The organism is Exiguobacterium sp. BG5(2022), from assembly GCF_031844365.1.
Lineage (GTDB): Bacteria > Bacillota > Bacilli > Exiguobacteriales > Exiguobacteriaceae > Exiguobacterium > Exiguobacterium profundum.
This window is the reverse complement of record NZ_JAUZVB010000002.1, coordinates 236,183-256,570: the sequence shown is the minus strand read 5'-3', so window position 1 is coordinate 256,570 and position 20,388 is coordinate 236,183. Positions and strand designations below refer to the sequence as shown.

Below are 20,388 nucleotides of genomic sequence, written 5' to 3'. Positions count from 1 at the left end.
TCGCCTCACATCTACCATTCCCGCTTCAAAAATGAAAACAAATGAAAATAGCGAAAACGGTTGCATGAATTTATGCAATCGATTACAATCATTTATGCAAGCGATTGCACTATTGGCAAACAAAAAATAGATAAAACTCCCTCACAGGAAGGAAGCGTATAGCATGAAACAATTGATCTCATTCGATTTCTGGCAAAAACTCGGTAAGGCCTTGATGGTCGTCATCGCCGTTATGCCAGCTGCCGGCTTGATGATTTCCATCGGAAAATTGATTGGAATGTCAGCCGGAGATGTCGGTATCTTATTAACAACAGCTCGTATCATTGAAGATTTAGGTTGGGGCATCATCGTCAACTTACATATCCTCTTCGCAGTCGCGATTGGTGGTTCGTGGGCAAAAGATCGTGCAGGCGGTGCATTCGCAGCACTTCTCGCCTTCATCTTGATCAACCGTGTCACAGGTGCCATCTTCGGTGTCAACGGTGCCATGCTTCAAGATCCGGAAGCGACAATCGAGTCACTCTTCGGTGCGAACCTTGTCGTCGCTGATTACTTCACATCTGTACTCGGCTCACCTGCCCTCAACATGGGTGTGTTCGTCGGGATTATCGCCGGTTTCCTCGGTGGTGCACTATATAACCGTTTCTACAACTTCAACAAGTTGCCGAACGCTCTCTCGTTCTTCAACGGGAAGCGCTTCGTACCATTCGTCGTTATCCTTGGTTCAGTCGTTGCTGCCATCGTTCTATCGATTCTATGGCCAACCATCCAAGGTGCACTCAACAGCTTTGGTGAATGGATTGCCACATCACGTAACACGGCGCCTGTCCTCGCACCGTTCATCTACGGTGCGCTCGAACGTCTCCTCTTGCCGTTCGGTTTACACCACATGCTCACAGTACCAATGAACTACACAGAGCTCGGTGGAACGTATACGATTTTAACAGGTGCGACAGCTGGATCGGTCGTTGCCGGTCAAGACCCACTCTGGTTGGCATGGGTGACGGACCTCGTCAACTTGCGTGCTGCTGGTGATACGGCCGCATACAACGCGCTTCTCGCTGATGTCGTTCCAGCACGCTTCAAAGTCGGCCAAGTCATCTTGTCATTCGCTGCATTGATTGGTGCCGCGTATGCGATGTACCGCAACGTCGACGCGGATAAGAAGGCACAATACAAGCCGATGTTCTTATCAGCCGGACTCGCTGTCTTCTTGACAGGTGTCACAGAACCGATCGAATTCATGTTTATGTTCGTCGCACCAGTTCTTTATGTCGTTTACGCACTCATGGCCGGTGCTGCCTTCGCATTGGCAGATATCATCGACTTACGAGTACACGCCTTCGGTGCAATCGAACTCTTGACGCGCATTCCGATGATTGTCAAAGCAGGACTTCTTCAAGACTTGATCAACTTCGTGCTCGTCTCTGTCGTGTTCTTCTTCCTCAACTTCGGTGTCTTCAACTTCTTCATTAAGAAGATGAACCTACCGACGCCAGGACGTAACGGGAACTACATGGAAGAAACGACAGAAAAATCATCCGTTACAGGTAACGAACAAGTCATGGGGATTATTGCACTTCTCGGTGGGGAAGAAAACATTGAGGATGTCGACGCATGTATGACTCGTCTTCGTGTGACCGTTAAAGACGTTACACTCGTCTCTGACGAACCAGAATGGAAGAAAAATGGCGCTATGGGTCTTATCGTGAAAGACCGTGGAGTCCAAGCCATCTATGGCCCGAAAGCCGACGTATTGAAATCAGACATTCAAGACGTCATCGGTGCATAATCTACTGGCCAACTCGCTCGAGAGTTGGCCTTTTTCTAAAGGAGGACTATCGTGAATATTTTAACGCTCAATTGTCATGCCTGGTTAGAAGACCGTCAACAAGAGAAAATCGATGCGATTGTCGAACGTATCGCAAGCGAAGAGTATGACTTCATCGCGCTCCAAGAAGTCAATCAACATAAAGAGGCCCCCCTCATCTATGGGAACATCCGTGAGAACAACTTCGCACACGTCCTCGTCGAGCGCCTGAAAGAGTTAGATCTTCACTATCACATGACATGGGACTTTGCCCATTACGGATATGACATTTACGAGGAAGGCGTCGCCATCTTGTCACGGACACCGTTTTTATCGACCGAGTCGTTCTTCGTATCCAAGACGACGGACCCTGACAATTACAAGTCCCGTAAAATCGTCAAAGCCGTGATTGAAGGTCCTGAAACGCCGACGACCGTCTACTCGTGTCACCTCGGATGGTGGCATGACGAAGAGGAGCCAGTGAAGCATCAACTCGACGAGCTCCTGCGTCGCGTGGAGCATGACGACCACGCGCTCCTACTCGGTGATTTCAACAACGATGCTTTCATTCGAGGCGAAGGATACGATTATTTGATGGATAGTGGGCTTCAAGACTTGTTCCATCTCGCAACGGAACGCGAAGGCGATGCGACCGTCCAAGGGAAAATCGCCGGATGGGATGAAAACAAGAAATCGCTACGCATCGACTTGATGTTGACGAATGCACCCATTTACGTCTCCCGTCATGCTGTCGTCTTCGACGGCGAAAACGGACCTGTCGTCTCCGACCACGCCGGTGTCGAAGCCACCGTATTTTGGCGTTGATTCACCTTTTTCTTCCGACTTGGGAGAAAAGGGTTTTTCTTTTGGGGAAAATCTTGTAACGTGATAAAAGACTGATGTCTAACTACTAATGAATGAAATAGAAAGAAGTGTTTGAACATGAAGACAAGCTCGCTCAGTCGAAGCGACTGGACTTTAGTTTTATCCCTATCCTTATTAACCTTCGTTCTCGGAACGAGTGAATTTGTCATTGTCGGCATTTTGCCTGATATCGCAAGCGGTCTATCCATTTCCATCGCAACGGCTGGAAGTCTCGTATCGGCATTCGCCATCAGCTTTGCCGTCGGTACGCCAATCACGATGTCCTTGACGAGCCATCTTCCAAAACGCAAATTGATGCTCGGTTTGACGATTCTCTTCACCTTATTGAACTTGTTGAGCAGTCTCGCTCCCATGTATGAGTGGTTACTCACCTTACGCATGTTGACGGCCGTCGTCACAGGTGTGTTGATCTCGCTTGCTATGCTCGTCGCTAGCGAAAGCGTCCCTCCGGCAAAACGAGGGGTAGCCGTATCCTTTATTTTTGGTGGCTTTACAATGGCCAACGTGTTCGGTGTTCCAATCGGAACATTCATCGGACAACAAGCAGGCTGGGAATCCACATTTTGGTTAACGACCGCACTCGGTGCAGTCGCCTGGGTTGCCATTTATCGTGTCTTGCCGAATCATTTGTCTCAAGAAAAAGCATCACTCCGTGAACAAATGGCACTCCTGACGAATCCGCGCATCTTGATTGCCTTCTTGATTCCGGCGTTCGGTTTTGGGGCGACGTATGTCGTATATACGTATCTCGTACCGATTTTAAAAGATGTACTCGGTGTACCGGTCGCTTGGGTCAGTCCGATTTTATTCGCCTACGGATTCATCTCGATCTTCAGTAATATTGCTGCTGGAAAGATTGCTAGTCACAATCCGATCGGACGCTTACGATTCGTCTTTCTCGTCCAAGCGTTCGTCTTGGCCGCGTTGTTCGTGACGACGTCGAATATGACGCTCGGTCTCTTCAATATCGCCCTCATGTCGTTCATGGCGATTTTATTGACGACGTCGACACAGATTTATTTGATCGACTTGGCGGAGAAATTTAACCCGAACGCCAAAGGTCTCGCCTCGTCACTCATGCCCGTGGCGAGTAACGTAGGGATCGGACTCGGTTCCGCTCTCGGTGGTGTCGTCTATGCGACAAGCCCTATCATGACGCTCGCGCTCGTAGGCGGCTTAGTCGCCCTCGTCACAGCCGGGTTGACCGCAGTCAGTTATTCGCTCGACCAACGTTAAAAACGTGCGCACCTCGATGCAGGTGCGCACGTTTTTTATAACCATTCGAGAATCGCGGATAGGACTTCGTCGAGTTGTTCTTTCGATGTGAGCGGACTTTCCTGATCGCCTTTTTGAGGACCATACATTCCGAAATTTGCATGATTCCCGCCTTCGATTTGTACGAATTGACTATCGTCAGGAAGGTCGCTTCGACTCGCCTCGATGTCTTCTGGGACAGCTAATCCATCCAACTCACCCGAGATAGATAGCACGCGTAAGTCACTATCGACCATCGAGCTGATCGGATATGATGCGAGGAAAATGACACCTTCCACCGCCTCTTGATGCTCAAGCGCGTAACCCGATGCCGCCGAACCTCCGAGTGAATGACCGGCCACGACCCAACGTTCAATCTCGGGATGTGCTTCGATGATTGGATCGGCTGCGTCGATATCTAAAATGCCTAAGTTGAGACGAAGCGACGGAATGGCGACGAAATACCCTTCCTCGGCTAAACGTGTTCCGTAATACGCATACGCCTCTTTCTCCACTTTTGCTCCTGGATAAAGAATGATGCCGATCTCGCTCGTCGTATCTCCGAACTCGAGACGGTTGTCGACCACTTTCCCCTCTTCCGCATACTGTGTCGCTTCATCGGTTGGTCCGTACGTGAACTGCGTCCAAATCAAAAAGCCTGCTACCGCGACAACAAGCAATCCTACGATTGAGAGTGCGGCCCACTTGAAGAATTTCTTCATTATATAGCCTCCGTTTGCATCCACTTCATCATAACGTTACACTAATAAGAAAAAGCATGATCAGGGGGACACCATGACCAGAAGTAATGTAACCACGACGATTCAGTGGTTTATTTTTATTTTAGCTACAAATATTGTACCACCACTCTCCATCGCCGCCTTGTTTGAACTGTCGCCAGATGAGACGATGACCTTCATCTCCCGCTCACTCTTCATCTTCGCACTCTTCAGCATCATCCAAACGTTGCTCGGCCATCGCCTCCCGATACTCGAAGGACCTGCCGGCATTTGGTGGGGTGTCTTCACTTTATACGCCTCCATCGGTCCCGCTCTATACGGAAGTCAGCAAGAGACCTTGCAAGCACTCGGATTCATGCTGTTTTTGAGTGGAATCCTTGGTGTGTTGTTGACCGTCACTGGTATCTTAAGACGCATGCTCGCCCTGTTTACACCGCAAGTGCTCGGCGTCTATATGATTTTGCTCGTCCTTCAATTATCAGGGGCCGTCATTAAAGGTGGCTTTGGGGTGACGGAAGACGGAATCAACGTCGTTCAGGCAGTGGCGACGGCAGGTCTCGTCTTGTTCGCACTCACGCTCGAGCAAAGTCGCTTTAAACAATATGGGCTCGTCATGACACTATTCGTCGGGTTCGGCTTATTCCATTTACTCGACCTTGGAAATCCAATCGTTCGTTCAGAATCTTTCTTCCTCGTACCGGAACTTCTTCCGTTCGGAAATTGGGTATGGGATTGGAACTTGTTGCCAACGGCTTTCGTCATCACCTTGCTTCTCATGACGAACGTCCTTGCGAACATCAAGTTGATTGAGCGCATCGTCAGTTCTCGCGAAAAACGAGAAATCAAAGGGAACGTTCCCGCATCGGGTGTCGCCAGTGGCGTCAGTCAAATCGTGGCCGGTCTGTTCGGTACACCGGGTCCTGTCGCCATCTCCGGGACAGCTGGTTTTCTCTCTTCGACGGAGAGCGTCCAGCGTACCCCGCATTTGATTGCCCACGCCCTCATGATGTCGTTAGCACTCATCGGTCCATTCGTCTCGTTGATTGCGAGCATCCCGGCCGCTGTCGGTTATGCAATCGTGACACCGCTCATTGCAACGATGATCATCATCGGAATCAATGAGGCGGCCTTTGAATTGAAGCAGTCCACGGCATCTCTCACGGTCGGACTCCCGCTCGTCATCGGTGCCGGGGCGATGCTTCTGCCACCCGGATCAATGAATGAGTTACCACCGCTTCTTGCGACCGTCTTCTCTAACGGACTCGTCCTCGGGACGATTGTCGCCTTAACAACTGCCATCTTAAGTAAAATCAAGGATTGAAAAAAGAACTGGCCATATCGGTCAGTTCTTTTCACGTACATGCATATGGTAACGGGCATCGTGCGGTAAAACAGCGCCTTCTTCTTGTTCGAAATGCGCACGGTCTTTCCAATAACGAACGACTGACGAAGTATCACGATGCAGGGCGCGTTGTAGCGCTTGTTTTGCCGTGACAGGCGTTTCGTCATCGTTTTTCAATTCAAGTCCCATCAGTTTATAACCGATTGTTTGTCCACCTCGACTCATTTGCCAGGCTTCCATGGCATATGTCAGTAGTGTCGGTGTGATGACCGCATGCACAAACTCGCTCTTTACTTTCTTTCGCACGAGCTGTTCTACGCCCACGCTGACAAGACCTGCAATGACACTGTCAATCATGACTGCTTTGGTTCGCTTTTTTGTCAATGGATTCATCGGCTCATCCTCTGCATCATCCCTGACGTCAACACTTCGATTCCTTCGCCTTCTTCAGACGCCATAATCAAGGCACGAGCGACATGCAGCGCTTGAATCGGTGCGACTTCCGGTGTCTTCTCAAGCAAGATTGACTGGAACGGTCGACTGATGACCTCAGCCGCTTTCTCCCCGAAGCGGAATGAATCACGCTCTCCGAGTAACAGAGAAGGACGCGCGATAATCAAGTGATGGAAGTTGAAAATACGTAACGCGTTCTCAAGCTCCCCTTTCACACGGTTGTAAAAGAAAGTCGAACGCAACGATGCGCCTTGTGCCGATACGACCGCATAGCGCGTCGCACCATGTGCCTTGGCGACACGGGCGACTTCAAGTGGTAATTCTAAATCAACTTGTTTGAACGCTTCTTGCGAGCCGGCTACCGCAATCGTTGTGCCGAGCGCACAGTACACGTCGTCGATCTGTGGAAGGGATGAATCCATCTCCTCGAAACCGACGACCTCATGTAACTTCGGATGACTCCAACGCTTCGAGCGACGGACAACGATCCAGACCGCATCATAACGGTCACTCTCTAACAACTGTTCAACCAATTCGCGGCCAATCAAGCCAGTCGCGCCTACAACAAGTGCAGTTTTCCCCATTCGTGACTCCTCCTAGACTACTATTTCCTTCAGTCTAGCTGACTTGCCGTTCCTCGGCAATGATTGTCCCGGGACGGAATCGGTCCATCATACGGAAAAATCCGTTCAATGCGAGCGCCGTGAATGAGCCTGCCACGATAGCACTGTCCGTGAACAACTGCAGCCACTCCGGCATGTTTGCGACGATGGCTGGATTGGCGGTAATACCGAGCCCAACACCGATTGAGAGCGCAATGGTAATCAAGTTCTCGTTTTTCGAAAAGTCGACTTGACTGAGGATACGAATGCCAGAAGCAGCGACCGTTCCGAACATGACGAGCATCGCTCCCCCAAGCACAGGCTTCGGAATCAATGTCGTGAACGTAGCGACTTTCGGGAGGAATCCGAGCAAGATGAGCAATCCGCCTGTCCAAAAGATGACGCGACGCGATTTCACACCTGACAATTGAACGAGTCCAACGTTTTGACTGAACGTCGTGTACGGGAAACTGTTGAAAATCCCTCCAAGAATCGTTGCGACGCCTTCCGCACGATACCCTTTCGTCAATTCTTTCGCACCGATTGGTTGTTTCGTGATATCGCTGAGCGCCAAGAACACCCCTGTCGATTCAATCATCGAGATGATGGCGACGAGCGTCATGACGAGGATGGCAGACAGGTCGAATGTCGGCATCCCGAAGTAGAACGGCTGGACCATTTGGAACCATCCTGCTTCACGAACAGGACTGAAATCGACGAGACCTAGCGAAGCGGCTACCCCTGTTCCAACCAATACGGCAAAGAGGACGGCAGCAGCACGCGTGAAGACGGTCCCGACACGGTTCAAGACGAGAATGAGTAGAATCGTTAAACCACCTAATCCGAGATTCTGCATCGATGCGAACCCTGGTTCACCGGGCATCCCGCCACCGATGTCATTGACGGCGACCGGAATCAGCGAGAGACCGATGATCGTCACGACCGAACCGAGCACGACCGGCGGGAAGAAGCGCGCGAGTTTCCCGACAAATCCAGAAATGAGGATGACAATGAGCCCGCTCGCAATCAACGCGCCATAAATGGCAGTGATCCCGTTCGCGCTTCCGATGGCGATCATCGGACCGACCGCAGTGAACGTACATCCGAGGACTACCGGCAATCCGACACCAGTGAAGCGTGTCGTCCATACTTGTAGTAGCGTCGCCACCCCACACATGAATAAATCAATTGCGACGAGATAGGCGAGCTCGGTTGGACCAAGCCCGATGGCACCACCGACGATGAGTGGGACGATTGCCGCTCCCGTGTACATCGCGAGTAGATGCTGGAATCCTAGACTAGCTGTCTTGAACGTATTCATCGAACGACCTCCACGAACGAGATATGGTCTTTCTCTAATTTCGCAATGCGTGCCAACGATTCGACGCGATAGCCACGCTCGATCAATTTATCGCGCCCTGGTTGGAATGACTTTTCGATGACAATCCCAACGCCTGCGACCTCTGCACCTGCCGCTTCCACGAGTTGTGTCAGTCCGAGTGCCGCTTCCCCATTCGCGAGGAAGTCATCGATGACAAGAACACGTTCGCCTGGTAAGACGAAGCGTCGGCTCAAGCTGATGCGGTTCGTCTCTTGTTTTGTGAACGAATAAACGTCCGCTTCTACGAGGTCGTCTTGGAGTGTCAGCGATTTTCGTTTACGCGCGAATACGAACGGGATGCCCATCTCAAGCGCCGTCATCATCGCCGGCGCAATCCCACTCGATTCGAGTGTGACGATGCGGTCTATTTGAGCGTCTTTGAAACGTTCTGCGAATTCTTTGCCGATGCCTTTCATGAGTACCGGGTCGACCTGATGATTCAAGAAAGCGTCGACTTTCAACACTTGGTCGGAAAGGGCCCGACCTTCTTCACGGATTTTGTCTTCTAACTGCTTCATTGTTTTCCCTCCAATAAAAAATGCGATTCGTCACCCCTCATCGGGAGGCAACGAACCGCATGGAAATCAACGATAGCATACGACAAGCGCCACCCGTAGTCGAACCATTTACGGTAGTTCGGTAGAGACTTGCGGACCATATTTCCGCTGATATACGAGTGCGAATCTATTTATATAAGATAGACCTTATTGTAGACGAGCTGACGAGAAATGCAATAGGTTGGAATCAAACGGTGAAATGTTCGATTTTTCTGAAACTGCTGTATACTGTAGATATTGGATATGAGAGAGGAGCCTTGCCCTTATGAAGTTATTCGTATTAGGCGCAACCGGTCGGACCGGACATCAATTCATCGATCAAGCCATCGAGCACGGTCATGATGTCACCGCGTTCGTCCGTGAACAGAAAAAGTTGATCCGGACGCCACAACTCGAAATCATTGAAGGCGACTTATATGATGTCGACGCATTGACGGAAGCGATGCATGGTCACGATGCGGTCGTCAGTTGTCTCGGAACGGATTTGAGCGACCCAGACTTTTTAGCGAGTGTCACGGACAAGCTTGTCCCTGCGATGAAGGCAAACAATGTTTCACGTATCATCTATCTCGCTTCAGCGGGAATCGACAATGAGATTCCGGGCCTTGCGGGGAAAGCCATTACGTTCATGCTCCGGAAACCGCTCCGTGATCATCGGGCAGCCGTGGACTTATGGCGAAATTCGTCATTCGATTATACGATTGTACGACCGATGCAATTGACGGACGGTCCTCGCACCTCGACATATCGCACGGCCATCGATGAAGTGCCAGAGAACGGGAAGCACATCTCACGGGCAGACGTCGCCCAGTTCATGCTTCATACGATTGAAGAACAGGAACACGTACGAGAGTCGGTCGGACTGGCGTACTAATTTGATTCAATTCATGCTACAATATCGGGTAGTTTACTTTGAAAGGAACGAAAACGAATTATGAGTATATTAACGGTACAAAACTTGAGCCACGGCTTTGGTGACCGCGCTATTTTGAACGATGTCTCTTTCCGCCTCTTAAAAGGAGAGCATATCGGTCTCGTCGGAGCGAACGGTGAAGGAAAATCGACGTTCATGAACATCATCACACGCAAACTGCAACCGGATGATGGAAAAATCGAATGGGCGAAAAACGTCCGTGTCGGTTACCTCGATCAACACGCGGTACTTGAGCGCGGGATGACGATTCGGGACGTCTTGAAAGGTGCCTTCCAATACCTGATTGACATGGAGACGCGCATCGGCGAACTCTACATGGAGATGGGCGACGCGACACCGGAACAGATGGAAGACATGCTCGCAGAGGTCGGTGAGCTTCAAGAAACGCTCGACTCGAACGACTTTTATATCATCGACGCGAAAGTAGAAGAAGTCGCACGCGGTCTCGGTATTTTAGACGTTGGTCTCGACCGTGACGTCACGGACTTGTCAGGTGGACAGCGTACGAAAGTATTGCTAGCAAAATTACTTTTAGAGAAGCCAGATATCTTGCTCCTCGATGAGCCGACCAACTATTTGGATGAAGTGCATATCGAGTGGTTGAAACGCTATCTTCAAAACTATGACAATGCCTTCATCTTGATCTCCCACGATATCCCGTTCTTAAATAGTGTCATCAACTTGGTCTACCATATGGAAAACCAAGAGTTGAACCGCTATGTCGGAGACTATGACAAGTTCATGGAAGTGTACGAGATGAAGCGTTCGCAACTTGAAGCCGCCTACAAGCGTCAACAGGCCGAGATCGCGGATTTGAAAGACTTTGTTGCACGAAACAAGGCCCGTGTGTCGACACGAAATATGGCAATGTCACGTCAGAAGAAACTCGATAAGATGGATGTCATCGAATTGAGCGCGGAACGTCCAAAACCAGAATTCCGCTTCTTGCAGGCACGTACATCGGGACGCCTCATCTTTGATGCGAAAGGTCTCGTCATCGGATACGATGAGCCACTCTCACGTCCGCTCGACCTTCAGATGGAGCGCGGTCAAAAGATTGCCCTCGTCGGAGCGAACGGAATCGGGAAGACGACGCTCTTGAAGAGTTTGCTCGGCTTGATCAACCCGCTTGAAGGGACAGTCGAACGTGGTGAGTTCCTCGAAATGGGTTACTTCGAGCAGGAAGCAGCATCAAGCAATAACACGTGTATCGAAGAGATTTGGAGCGAATTCCCGTCACTCAACCAACAACAGGTGCGCGCGATGCTCGCGAAATGTGGTCTCATGACGAAGCACATTGAAAGTAAAATCTCTGTCCTCAGTGGTGGGGAAAAGGCGAAAGTACGTCTTTGCAAACTCTTAAACAACGAAACGAACTTGCTCTTACTCGATGAGCCAACGAACCACTTGGACGTCGACGCGAAGGAAGAGTTGAAGCGTGCGTTGAAGGAGTACAAAGGAAGCGTCCTCCTCATCAGTCACGAACCAGAATTCTATGAGGATATCGTCACAGATGTCTGGAACTGTGAATCATGGACGACGAAAGTATTCTAATTCAGTAAAGGACGTGTCGTATGGCTGGCCCAATTCAAACGAATGAACGGATTATTTTGTATGACATTATCCGAGGGTTTGCCCTCTGCGGCATTTTCCTCGTCAATATCCCGAGCATGCTCGGGAGCGACTGGATGTTCGGTCGTCCCGACTATTACGGGAGCGACCTGTTCGTCCGAACACTCTTCGATTTGTTCGTGCAGACGAAGTTTTATACGATTTTCTCCCTCTTATTCGGGATCGGCTTTTCGATTTTCCTCGAGCGTTCTTACGCTCGTGGCGAATCGGTCAGTCGTTACATACGCCGGATTTTGATTCTCTTCTTGTTCGGTCTGGCACACCTGGCGATTTGGTCAGGGGATATCCTCCATACGTACGCCATGTGGGGCTTATTGCTTCCCCTCTTTTACGGATTGAGTAACCGCGCCATTCTAGCGTGGGCGTGGAGTTTATTGATTGGAAGTTTCCTCTTATTTTATGGATCATCTGCGCTTGTGGAATGGGCAAATGGCGGTGACTTCAATAGCGGCGCTCCATTCCCAACACCATATAATATGGGATTCGGCATTTGGTTCGACTACCGTCTACAAATTGAAATATTCGCCGCCATGTCGAATTCACTTCTTGTGGGTATTGAGATTCTTAGCTTATTCTTGTTCGGTCTTTATATTGGACGGGAACGGAAGCTGCTCACATGGTCGATTCAAGGATTGACTCGTACTGCGATCATTTGTGCCCTCTTCACCTTGCCATTTTTCGGGGTTATCATTTGGCATCATTATGGTCAAGGCGAGGCCTATTACTGGGTGAACCTTGTTGCCGTTCTCGTCTCCGGAAAACTGCTCGCTACAACATACGTCTGCCTATTCACCATCGCCGTTCGAAAAGGTCGGACGTTCGCCCCGCTTCAAGCACTCGGTCGAATGGCACTCACGAACTATCTGACACATACGTTGATCATTGTCTTGCCAGTGATCGCACTCGGGGCGTACGGGGCGCTTTCTTTAACCGAAGGCTTGTTCCTCAGCATCGCCATTTTGATTGTGCAATCGTTCTTCTCGATGTGGTGGCTGAAGAATCACCGTTATGGACCGTTTGAGAAACTATGGCGTCTCGGAACATACGGACGACAAACGTAATCTTCTTAAGATCGGACTTCATTGTCCGGTCTTTTTTTATACAGGTAGGAAATCCCAGATTCACATGCTATTCTGATGAAGGAAAACGCTTGCACGATTAAGGAGGAACGTATGTCACAGTCAGCTATCGAGGTCCGCGACCTTGTGAAACACTATCAAATTTTAGAACGAGATGCCGGATTAAAAGGCGCCATCAAAGCTTTGTTTTCAAGAAAGTATCGCACCAAAGAAGCCGTGAAAGGAATTGACTTGTCTATCGCTCCAGGCGAACGCGTTGGATATATCGGCTTTAACGGTGCCGGAAAATCGACAACCATCAAAATGCTCGCCGGTGTCCTTCGTCCCGATGCCGGTTCCGTCCGCATCTTTGGAATCGATCCGCATGAGGACCGGATTCAAAATGCTCGACAAATCGGGGCGGTCTTCGGCCAACGGACCCAATTGTTTTGGGATATTCCCGTCCGTGAGTCGTTCGACCTGCTTCGAGAAATCTATGAAGTGCCGCGCGCAGAGTTCGAGGAGACCGTCGCTTGGTTCATTGCACGTCTCCAACTTGAACCGCTTCTCGATGTGCCAGTCCGCCAATTATCACTAGGACAAAAAATGCGTTGTGAGCTCGCAGCCGCCTTCTTACACCGACCTCGTGTCGTGTATTTGGATGAGCCGACGATTGGTCTCGATATTGACATCAAAGAGACGATTCGGGCGTTTATTCGCGAAATCAGCGATGCCTGGGGGACAACAGTCATTTTGACGACGCACGACATGCAGGATATCGAGGAAGTCTGTGACCGGGTAATCGTTCTAGACGAGGGACGCATCATTTATGACGATCGTATCGAAACGCTCAAACAGACGTTCAACAATGAACGCACCCTTGAAATCACACTCGACGAAGGGACATCATTCACCGTCCCGCCGTCGGTGACAGGACTCGTCACGGAACTCACCTCTGATCGAGAAACAGATACGATTCAATTAGCATTCAACCATCATGAGATTTCAAGTGGACAACTGATCCGTGAAATCGTGAACTGCAATCAAGTGAAAGATTTATCCGTTGTCGTGCCAAAAATGGAGACATTGATTCGAAATCTGTATCAGCCAGAGGTGAGTGCATGAGGCTTAAAAAATATGTAGCGCTCGCCTCCTCGCAAATCAAAGTCGATATGGCTTACACAGCCTGGTACTGGGCGAGTATGTTCTCGGTGACGATGCGACTGTTCATCTTATATTTCTTTTGGCAGGCCGTCTATGAGAATAAGACTGACGTGTCAGGTATCTCGCTCTCGATGATGTTGACGTATGCGGTCCTCGCGACGATGCTCGATCAATTCCGGGGAGGGGCCGGACGCGAACTCGCGCATCTCATTAAACATGGCGGAGTCGCCGTCGAACTGCTTCGACCGTATCATTTACTGGATAAGTTACTCGCGCAAGATATCGGGACAAAAACGTCGACCTTTTTTCGGTCGACGCTACCACTTCTCGTTATCGCCATGCTGTTTATCGGGGTTGACCCACCGACCTCACTTGAGAGTGCGTTCGCCTTCTCGATCAGCGTCGTACTCGCAATCCTTCTTGCGACACTGATCGATTTACTCGTCGGTGTGCTTTCCTTTTATACGGTGAACGTATGGGGACTTTCTGTCTTACAGGAGGCGGTCATTACGATTATGTCCGGGGCAATCATTCCGCTGACACTCTTTCCTGACTGGTTCCAGACGATCAGCTTATATTTACCGTTCGCTTCTCTTGTCTATGTACCTGTCGCCATATATACAGGTGACATCCAAGCATCTGGTATATGGCCGTCGATTCTGATTCAACTCGCATGGGTCGGGGCATTCTTTCTATTTGTACGACTCTTATTCGCATATGCGGTTCGGAAAGTGACGGTGTTTGGTGGATGAAACGATACGCAAAACTATATTGGCTCTATGCCAAAAATCATTTCAAAGTAATGATGGAATATCGAATGGATTTCTTGATTGGCGTCTTGTCAGTCTTCGGTCAACAATTTGCCGCCCTCTTCTTTTTATCCATCGTCTTTCGACATATCGAGTCGCTGAACGGATGGGGATTTTATGAGATTTTGTTCATTTACGGAATCGCGTTTTTAGGCCGAGCTGTTCATCATATCTTTTTTGATAACCTTTGGACGATTGGTTGGCAATATATTCGCACGGGGAACTTGGACCGCATTCTGATGCGTCCCGTAAACCCATTGTTCCAAATCGTCGCCGAACGGGTTCAACAAGATGGGTTTGGTCAACTCTTGATTGGTGGGAGTGTGCTCTGGCTCGCCTCGAATGAGCTAGGAATGACATGGAGTATGATGGATATTCTAGTCCTACTCGTCATGGTTCTCGCGAGCGGAATGATTTATATCGCGGTGAACCTATTCTTTGCGACATTCTCGTTTTGGATGATTGATAGTCTACCGGTCGTATTCGCGGTCTTCAGCTTGAGTGATTTTGCACGCTATCCGATGACCATCTATTCGAAAGTCATCATGTTCGTCTTAACGTATATCATTCCATTTGGCTTCACGGCATTTTATCCGGCGATGTATTTCTTTGAAGGACGTGGGTTCACCATGTTTGCATTGGCGACCCCGCTCGTCGCTATGCTCTCACTCGTCATCGCCTATCGGTTTTGGTTGTATGGACTGCGTGCATTCGCAAGTACAGGATCTTAATGAAGGAAGGGTGAGTAGATGAAGATCGTTCAACAGTGGGATCAGGAAGACAACGACTATATTCGACAGCGCCTGATTGAATATAACGCATCGCAATTACCCGATGAGGTGAAGCACCCCGTCGAGCATGTGAGTTTCATCGTTCGAGATGACTTCAATCAGATTGTCGGGGGCGTTACCGGAACGGTGTTTTGGTACACGATGCACATTCATTTCTTGTGGGTGGATGAACAGCTTCGAGGAAAAGGATATGGCACGCAATTGATGACGCGTATCGAACAATTGGCTATCGAGCATCGATGCCGTCTCATTCAACTCGATACGTTCAGTTTTCAGGCACCTGATTTTTATACCAAGCTCGGGTATGAAATTTTTGGAGTGATTGAGCACCATCCGACAGCCAATCATCAGCAATACTATTTGAAAAAGACTCTTCTCAATCAAAATTAAAACTGCAGACGTATTAACGTCTGCAGTCCCGCTCGAGGCCACGGCTTCGAGTTTTTATTTTGTTGCCGCTTCAGTTAGGAATGGCACGATTTGCTTCTTACGCGAGACGACGCCAGGAAGTGTCGCCAATCCGTTTTGAAGCGTCACGTTGAACGCTTGTTCGAAGAGTTCTGGTTTTGGTCCGACAACGACGGCTTCCGAATCGTTCGTCAAAATGTTCGTGATGGCGAATACGAACAAGTCCAAGTTTTTCGCTGCAACCGTTTTGGCGATTGCGGCTTCAACTTCCGCTTTCCGGTTCAAGACATCGTTCGCATCGACCGTGTTCACTTGTGCGATTTCGACACGATAGTCGCCCATCGCGAATTCTTTCGCATCGAGTGAGATGAGCTCTTCAATCGTTTTTTGGCTAAGGTCCGCACCGGCTTTGAGCATCTCAAGTCCGTATACTTCCGCATCGACGCCAGCGATCTCCGCAAGTTCTTTCGCTGCTTTGATGTCTTCATCTGTGCATGTCGGTGATTTGAAGAGAAGCGAATCCGAGATGATGGCTGACAGCATCAAGCCGGCCATATCCGCAGCAATTTCGACACCATGCTCTTTATACAACTTCAACAAAATCGTTGCCGTACACCCGACTGGCTCCGCACGATAGTAGAGCGGGTCTGCCGTTTGGAAGTTTGCGATACGGTGGTGGTCGATGACTTCAAGGATTCGCACATCTTCAATGCCATCCGCACTTTGCTGGAACTCGTTATGGTCGACCAAGATGACTTCTTCCGCCTCACCTTTCACACTTTCAATCAAGCGTGGTGCTTTCACACGGAAGTGATCGAGCGCATATTGTGTTTCACCGTTCACTTCACCGAGACGAACCGCCTCTGCGTCCATCCCTAATTTCTTTTTCAACTCGGCATAGGCGAGCGCTGACGTGATTGTGTCGGTATCTGGATTTTTATGTCCAAAGACTAGTACTGTACTCATGTCTCATTCTCCTCACTAAATAGTTTTCCCTTATCCATTATAACGCCCACGGCATTTCTTTCAATTCCCAAACAAAAAGAGCCGTGTCTCGGCTCTTATGCTTGTTCATCTTCATCTGTCTCTTCGAGGTCAGAATGATCTCCTTTTGAATCTTCTTCATGGGAGATGTCCGGCTGATCTCGCTTCAACTTTTCTTTTTCTTCTTGTTCACGCTTTTCTTTGTCTGACATATGGTGTCATCCTTTCGAAAATCCGACTTGTCGTAATCTGTTCCCCTAGCTCGATTTCGTCAAACGACATTTCATCAAACGTAAACAAACTGAAACGTCAGGCCTGCACGAAGACGATTTCTTCTCCGCGGAGCTCGACCTTCACGTCTTGTCCTTGGAATAACCATTCGTCTTGTTCTGCCACAACGAAGCGAATCCCATCTGCCTCTGTCTCAACAGCAGCATTGTTCACATCTTCTGTGATGACCCCGACAGAAAAACCGTGCGTCAAGTCTGTCGAACCCCCATATTTTGCAAACAAACGAACCGTTTGACCTGCTTCAACTTCCATCTCTTGTTTGAACCATTGGAGCGCTTCTTCTGTTACTTGAATCTTCATAACATCTCCTCCTCTCGACTACTCCTTTCATTCTAAACGTTTCAAAAGAGTCGAGCGAGGAAGTTGCCTAAAGTGTTGTGCCAACTTGATAGCTCACCGTCATGCCATGCGTTTCCGGTTGAGCACCGCTCATCTCAGCGAGCGTCGTTTCAAATAAGCGTCGCCCGATTTCTTCATTCGGTGAGAGCATCGTCGACAGTCCGAATGCATGACCGATCGGATGTCCGTCAAAGCCTAGCATGGCGACTTCCTGAGGAATCTTGATGTCTCGCCGTTGCATCTCCCCTAAAAATCCGAGGGCGACATAATCAGACGAGAAAAAGAGCGCTCGAGGACGCTCTTTTTGAGAGAGGAACGCTTCAGCTAACCGAATGCCGTCCTCACTCGTCAAATAGCCGGTCCAAATCCATTGCTGACGCGCATGCTCTACTTCATCGAAATAGGCTTGCTGACGCGCAAGGGAGCTCGGACTATGGCTTCTTGACAAGATGATTCCAATCTCTTCATATCCATGTTCCTTCAAGACATGAATACCTGATACGAACGACGCGTAATGATCGACATGGATGGACGAAATCGTCTCCGGTGCACCGACGGTCGCCACAGCGATTGGCCCGTACGCGCGGTATGCCTCCATTTCCTTAAAGGACATCTCGTGAGACAAGACAATCGCCCCATCGACTTCACGATGCTTCAATAAATTGAGTGCTTGTCGTTCCTCGCTCAATTTATACTCCGTCTGCCACATGACGAGCCGGTAATCGTGCTCGAGCGCCGCCTTGGCGAGTCCATTGACGAAGAGACCGTAATACGGGTGATCCATATAAGGTAGGATCACGACAATTCGTTGCGTCTTCCCTGTCGACAACGTTAACGCCTGTTGATTCCGCAAATACCCGAGCTCTTTCATCGCTTCATGAACACGGGTCCGTTTTTCTTTCGATACGTACGGATGCTCGTTCAGGACGCGTGAGACCGTCGTCACCGAAACGTCAGCGTGCTTTGCGATATCTCGAATGTTTGCCATTCATCTCACCTCAACTTGTCAGTCTTTGCATATAGTGTACCCACTCTGCTTGCTGACTGTCACCTCTTTCGACGACTTGACAACGGATCGCCTGAACGAGACGGAAGCGCTCTTCTAACGGCAAGTGAAGAAACTCTTCACGGAAACGAGTACACAACATTTTCCCAAACGGTGTATACAACTGATTGATGACGAGCTCGTATACGATTCCACTGCACCATGCCTTCCACGTTGTCGGTTTCATATCGGTTCCCCTCCCTTTGTCTATACCGTATCTTCTGAAACGCGTTTCAGAGCAAGCATCTTTTTTAAAAAAGTTTATTTCCGAACATTATTTGTCTTCAACTTTCATTTTTCATGTTTTTTACTCAAAACAATTGACGGGAATCAAACATTTTTGTATAGTCATCAAGTTGATAACGTTAATTTAAGCATTTTCCTCAATTAATGTTCGGAAATAGACCGAAATAAGGAGTTATATCGATGAATATTTTTCAATTGAAACAACATGGTACGAATGTTAAACAGGAAGTGACTGCTGGAATCACAACGTTCGTGACGATGGCGTACATCTCTGTCGTCAACCCAGCGATTCTATCTGACGCAGGGATTCCGTTCGCACAAGCATTCACAGCGACAATCATTGCCATCCTCATCGGGACAGGCTTGATGGCGTTTTATGCGAACTTACCAATCGCTGTGGCGCCAGGAATGGGGCTCAACGCATTCTTCGCTTACACGCTCGTCGCTCAAGAACAGATTGCCCCGTCCGCCGCACTCGGCGTCGTCTTCGTCTCGTCCGTCTTCTTTTTAATCTTGTCGCTCTCTCCAATTCGGACGAAGTTGATTCAAGCGATTCCGACTTCGTTGAAGCATGCCATCACGACCGGAATCGGTCTTTTCATCGCTTCACTCGGATTAAAACTATCAGGTTTGATCGTTGCTGATGAAGCAAACTTGGTGCGTCTCGGTGACGTGTCTTCTCCAGAAGTACTACTTGTACTCGGTGGTTTGATCGTCTCGGCACTTCTCTTTTCACGAAACGTACCCGGTTCTTTACTCATCGGGATGGTACTCACTGGGATTGCAGCATACTTCATGGACATCTTAAAAATCGATGGTGTCATGGCGATGCCGACGCTTCCCGAGGGACTCATGGTCAACCCCGTGACGGCATTTAGTGATGTCATTCAATACGGTTTGTTCGGTGCTGTCCTCTCGTTCTTCCTCGTCACGCTTTTTGATACGACAGGTACGCTTGTAGGTGTCGGAAAACAGGCAGGTCTCTTAAAAGAGGATGGAACAATTGAGAATGGTCACCGTGCACTCTTTGCCGATTCACTTGCCACAATGGGTGGATCACTCGTCGGAACAAGCCCGTCTACGGCATACATCGAGTCTGCTGCCGGTGTCGCGCAAGGTGGACGTACAGGGCTCACAACAGCCGTCGTCGCCGGATTGTTCGGATTGACACTCTTCTTCAGCCCACTTATCGGTGCCATCTCTGGCGTTGCGGCGATTACGGCTCCTGCACTCATCATCGTCGGGGCACTCATGTTGACGAACGTCCGGTACATCGACTGGAGCGACTTCAGCGAATACTTCCCGGCGTTCATGACGATTTTGATCATGCCTTTGTCAGGAAGCATCGAACGCGGCATCGCATTCGGGTTCATCTTGTACCCGATCTTCAAAGCAATGAACAAAGAGACGGTTCACCCGCTCATCTACTTGTTCGGCGTACTCTTCATCTTGGAAATGTTCTTCCTATAAGTTAGACAGAAGATCCTCGTCATGTATCGAGGATCTTTTTCTGTTATACGTTCTCCTTAGCTGTTTTATATCAGAAACGAGATGAATATCGGTTCAGTGAGATACGTTATCAATTAGACAGGATTTTACAAATAAATCAGTTTTTCTCCCCATTTTTCTGTCACTTTCCTACGCTTTATGAAATAATGACGTT

Annotated in this window: 22 protein-coding genes and 1 riboswitch; of the genes, 12 read left to right on the top strand and 10 right to left on the bottom strand. The window is 49.2% G+C overall.

All coding sequences use genetic code 11. From position 1 onward, the window contains the following. Window positions 1-163 precede the first annotated feature (163 nt). The 3 genes from Q9R25_RS11640 (at window position 164) to Q9R25_RS11630 (ending at window position 3,931) form a co-directional block, all read left to right on the top strand. The gene (locus Q9R25_RS11640; protein ID WP_159563335.1) at window positions 164-1,792 is read left to right on the top strand and encodes a PTS transporter subunit IIBC; all 1,629 of its coding nucleotides are present in this window, start codon (window positions 164-166) and stop codon (window positions 1,790-1,792) included. Window positions 1,793-1,843: 51 nt separating this feature from the next. Next, complete coding sequence (locus Q9R25_RS11635; RefSeq protein WP_311283196.1) at window positions 1,844-2,635, top strand: endonuclease/exonuclease/phosphatase family protein; 792 nt, start codon at window positions 1,844-1,846, stop codon at window positions 2,633-2,635. 117 nt (window positions 2,636-2,752) lie between these two features. Continuing rightward, on the top strand, window positions 2,753-3,931 hold the full coding sequence (locus tag Q9R25_RS11630; protein WP_311283195.1) for an MFS transporter: 1,179 nt from the start codon (window positions 2,753-2,755) through the stop codon (window positions 3,929-3,931). Window positions 3,932-3,966: 35 nt separating this feature from the next. Here Q9R25_RS11630 and Q9R25_RS11625 read toward each other — a convergent pair whose 3' ends face one another. Further along, entirely contained in the window at window positions 3,967-4,671 is a 705-nt protein-coding gene (locus Q9R25_RS11625) for an alpha/beta hydrolase (RefSeq protein WP_074034976.1), read from the bottom strand. A 73-nt stretch (window positions 4,672-4,744) separates the two neighbouring features. Between Q9R25_RS11625 and Q9R25_RS11620 the strand changes: the two genes are divergently transcribed. Then, on the top strand, window positions 4,745-6,010 hold the full coding sequence (locus Q9R25_RS11620) for a purine/pyrimidine permease (RefSeq protein ID WP_214691322.1): 1,266 nt from the start codon (window positions 4,745-4,747) through the stop codon (window positions 6,008-6,010). Between the two features lie 21 nt (window positions 6,011-6,031). Here the strand turns inward: Q9R25_RS11620 and Q9R25_RS11615 are convergent, their stop codons facing one another. Genes Q9R25_RS11615 through Q9R25_RS11600 form a run of 4 tightly spaced genes read right to left on the bottom strand, consistent with a single transcriptional unit; the run spans window position 6,032 to window position 8,985 of the window. After that, on the bottom strand, window positions 6,032-6,424 hold the full coding sequence (locus Q9R25_RS11615) for an RDD family protein (protein ID WP_074034978.1): 393 nt from the start codon (window positions 6,422-6,424) through the stop codon (window positions 6,032-6,034). Further along, complete coding sequence (locus Q9R25_RS11610) at window positions 6,421-7,068, bottom strand: NAD(P)H-binding protein (RefSeq protein ID WP_074034980.1); 648 nt, start codon at window positions 7,066-7,068, stop codon at window positions 6,421-6,423. The genes Q9R25_RS11615 and Q9R25_RS11610 overlap by 4 nt, the downstream gene beginning before the upstream one ends. A gap of 34 nt (window positions 7,069-7,102) precedes the next feature. Beyond that, window positions 7,103-8,407 (bottom strand): nucleobase:cation symporter-2 family protein, encoded by a 1,305-nt coding sequence (locus Q9R25_RS11605; protein ID WP_196430329.1) that lies wholly within the window; start codon window positions 8,405-8,407, stop codon window positions 7,103-7,105. After that, complete coding sequence (locus Q9R25_RS11600) at window positions 8,404-8,985, bottom strand: xanthine phosphoribosyltransferase (RefSeq protein WP_074034982.1); 582 nt, start codon at window positions 8,983-8,985, stop codon at window positions 8,404-8,406. The genes Q9R25_RS11605 and Q9R25_RS11600 overlap by 4 nt, the downstream gene beginning before the upstream one ends. Before the next feature lie 76 nt (window positions 8,986-9,061). Next, window positions 9,062-9,163: riboswitch (purine riboswitch) on the bottom strand. 126 nt (window positions 9,164-9,289) lie between these two features. On the opposite strand from Q9R25_RS11600, the gene Q9R25_RS11595 reads away from it, so the two are divergent. The 7 genes from Q9R25_RS11595 to Q9R25_RS11565 all read left to right on the top strand — a co-directional run bounded on the left by Q9R25_RS11595 (window position 9,290) and on the right by Q9R25_RS11565 (window position 15,802). Further along, window positions 9,290-9,898: an NAD(P)-dependent oxidoreductase gene (locus Q9R25_RS11595; protein ID WP_074034983.1), complete on the top strand. Its 609-nt coding sequence runs from the start codon at window positions 9,290-9,292 to the stop codon at window positions 9,896-9,898. A 60-nt stretch (window positions 9,899-9,958) separates the two neighbouring features. Continuing rightward, complete coding sequence (locus tag Q9R25_RS11590; protein WP_311283193.1) at window positions 9,959-11,512, top strand: ABC-F family ATP-binding cassette domain-containing protein; 1,554 nt, start codon at window positions 9,959-9,961, stop codon at window positions 11,510-11,512. Between the two features lie 20 nt (window positions 11,513-11,532). After that, window positions 11,533-12,651 carry a DUF418 domain-containing protein gene (locus Q9R25_RS11585; protein ID WP_215244276.1) on the top strand — a complete coding sequence of 373 codons (1,119 nt, stop codon included), beginning with the start codon at window positions 11,533-11,535 and terminating at the stop codon, window positions 12,649-12,651. Between the two features lie 111 nt (window positions 12,652-12,762). Then, window positions 12,763-13,773 (top strand): ABC transporter ATP-binding protein, encoded by a 1,011-nt coding sequence (locus Q9R25_RS11580; RefSeq protein WP_215244275.1) that lies wholly within the window; start codon window positions 12,763-12,765, stop codon window positions 13,771-13,773. Beyond that, window positions 13,770-14,564: an ABC transporter permease gene (locus Q9R25_RS11575; RefSeq protein ID WP_196430324.1), complete on the top strand. Its 795-nt coding sequence runs from the start codon at window positions 13,770-13,772 to the stop codon at window positions 14,562-14,564. Before Q9R25_RS11580 ends, Q9R25_RS11575 begins: the two co-directional genes overlap by 4 nt. Beyond that, on the top strand, window positions 14,561-15,352 hold the full coding sequence (locus Q9R25_RS11570) for an ABC transporter permease (protein WP_159563323.1): 792 nt from the start codon (window positions 14,561-14,563) through the stop codon (window positions 15,350-15,352). Before Q9R25_RS11575 ends, Q9R25_RS11570 begins: the two co-directional genes overlap by 4 nt. Before the next feature lie 18 nt (window positions 15,353-15,370). After that, window positions 15,371-15,802 carry a GNAT family N-acetyltransferase gene (locus Q9R25_RS11565; protein ID WP_215244274.1) on the top strand — a complete coding sequence of 144 codons (432 nt, stop codon included), beginning with the start codon at window positions 15,371-15,373 and terminating at the stop codon, window positions 15,800-15,802. Window positions 15,803-15,856: 54 nt separating this feature from the next. Here Q9R25_RS11565 and Q9R25_RS11560 read toward each other — a convergent pair whose 3' ends face one another. The 5 genes from Q9R25_RS11560 to Q9R25_RS11540 all read right to left on the bottom strand — a co-directional run bounded on the left by Q9R25_RS11560 (window position 15,857) and on the right by Q9R25_RS11540 (window position 18,666). Then, complete coding sequence (locus Q9R25_RS11560) at window positions 15,857-16,786, bottom strand: manganese-dependent inorganic pyrophosphatase (protein ID WP_074034988.1); 930 nt, start codon at window positions 16,784-16,786, stop codon at window positions 15,857-15,859. Window positions 16,787-16,881: 95 nt separating this feature from the next. Continuing rightward, window positions 16,882-17,016: a hypothetical protein gene (locus Q9R25_RS11555; protein WP_015880450.1), complete on the bottom strand. Its 135-nt coding sequence runs from the start codon at window positions 17,014-17,016 to the stop codon at window positions 16,882-16,884. Window positions 17,017-17,113: 97 nt separating this feature from the next. Continuing rightward, window positions 17,114-17,395 carry a HesB/YadR/YfhF family protein gene (locus tag Q9R25_RS11550; protein ID WP_159563320.1) on the bottom strand — a complete coding sequence of 94 codons (282 nt, stop codon included), beginning with the start codon at window positions 17,393-17,395 and terminating at the stop codon, window positions 17,114-17,116. 67 nt (window positions 17,396-17,462) lie between these two features. Next, window positions 17,463-18,422 carry a LacI family DNA-binding transcriptional regulator gene (locus tag Q9R25_RS11545; RefSeq protein ID WP_311283192.1) on the bottom strand — a complete coding sequence of 320 codons (960 nt, stop codon included), beginning with the start codon at window positions 18,420-18,422 and terminating at the stop codon, window positions 17,463-17,465. Between the two features lie 10 nt (window positions 18,423-18,432). Beyond that, the gene (locus Q9R25_RS11540) at window positions 18,433-18,666 is read right to left on the bottom strand and encodes a hypothetical protein (protein ID WP_196430320.1); all 234 of its coding nucleotides are present in this window, start codon (window positions 18,664-18,666) and stop codon (window positions 18,433-18,435) included. 245 nt (window positions 18,667-18,911) lie between these two features. On the opposite strand from Q9R25_RS11540, the gene Q9R25_RS11535 reads away from it, so the two are divergent. Beyond that, on the top strand, window positions 18,912-20,195 hold the full coding sequence (locus Q9R25_RS11535) for an NCS2 family permease (protein ID WP_311283221.1): 1,284 nt from the start codon (window positions 18,912-18,914) through the stop codon (window positions 20,193-20,195). Window positions 20,196-20,388: the final 193 nt, after the last annotated feature.

Bases quoted from the DNA above. Each gene is read 5' to 3' on its own strand.
- Q9R25_RS11630 (WP_311283195.1), top strand. From the start codon at position 2,753: ATGAAGACAAGCTCGCTCAGTCGAAGCGACTGGACTTTAGTTTTATCC.
- Q9R25_RS11560 (WP_074034988.1), bottom strand. From the start codon at position 16,786: ATGAGTACAGTACTAGTCTTTGGACATAAAAATCCAGATACCGACACA.
- Q9R25_RS11540 (WP_196430320.1), bottom strand. From the start codon at position 18,666: ATGAAACCGACAACGTGGAAGGCATGGTGCAGTGGAATCGTATACGAG.
- Q9R25_RS11605 (WP_196430329.1), bottom strand. From the start codon at position 8,407: ATGAATACGTTCAAGACAGCTAGTCTAGGATTCCAGCATCTACTCGCG.
- Q9R25_RS11580 (WP_215244275.1), top strand. From the start codon at position 12,763: ATGTCACAGTCAGCTATCGAGGTCCGCGACCTTGTGAAACACTATCAA.
- Q9R25_RS11570 (WP_159563323.1), top strand. From the start codon at position 14,561: ATGAAACGATACGCAAAACTATATTGGCTCTATGCCAAAAATCATTTC.
- Q9R25_RS11585 (WP_215244276.1), top strand. From the start codon at position 11,533: ATGGCTGGCCCAATTCAAACGAATGAACGGATTATTTTGTATGACATT.
- Q9R25_RS11615 (WP_074034978.1), bottom strand. From the start codon at position 6,424: ATGAATCCATTGACAAAAAAGCGAACCAAAGCAGTCATGATTGACAGT.
- Q9R25_RS11640 (WP_159563335.1), top strand. From the start codon at position 164: ATGAAACAATTGATCTCATTCGATTTCTGGCAAAAACTCGGTAAGGCC.
- Q9R25_RS11555 (WP_015880450.1), bottom strand. From the start codon at position 17,016: ATGTCAGACAAAGAAAAGCGTGAACAAGAAGAAAAAGAAAAGTTGAAG.
- Q9R25_RS11565 (WP_215244274.1), top strand. From the start codon at position 15,371: ATGAAGATCGTTCAACAGTGGGATCAGGAAGACAACGACTATATTCGA.
- Q9R25_RS11550 (WP_159563320.1), bottom strand. From the start codon at position 17,395: ATGAAGATTCAAGTAACAGAAGAAGCGCTCCAATGGTTCAAACAAGAG.
- Q9R25_RS11545 (WP_311283192.1), bottom strand. From the start codon at position 18,422: ATGGCAAACATTCGAGATATCGCAAAGCACGCTGACGTTTCGGTGACG.
- Q9R25_RS11590 (WP_311283193.1), top strand. From the start codon at position 9,959: ATGAGTATATTAACGGTACAAAACTTGAGCCACGGCTTTGGTGACCGC.
- Q9R25_RS11575 (WP_196430324.1), top strand. From the start codon at position 13,770: ATGAGGCTTAAAAAATATGTAGCGCTCGCCTCCTCGCAAATCAAAGTC.
- Q9R25_RS11625 (WP_074034976.1), bottom strand. From the start codon at position 4,671: ATGAAGAAATTCTTCAAGTGGGCCGCACTCTCAATCGTAGGATTGCTT.
- Q9R25_RS11595 (WP_074034983.1), top strand. From the start codon at position 9,290: ATGAAGTTATTCGTATTAGGCGCAACCGGTCGGACCGGACATCAATTC.
- Q9R25_RS11600 (WP_074034982.1), bottom strand. From the start codon at position 8,985: ATGAAGCAGTTAGAAGACAAAATCCGTGAAGAAGGTCGGGCCCTTTCC.
- Q9R25_RS11610 (WP_074034980.1), bottom strand. From the start codon at position 7,068: ATGGGGAAAACTGCACTTGTTGTAGGCGCGACTGGCTTGATTGGCCGC.
- Q9R25_RS11620 (WP_214691322.1), top strand. From the start codon at position 4,745: ATGACCAGAAGTAATGTAACCACGACGATTCAGTGGTTTATTTTTATT.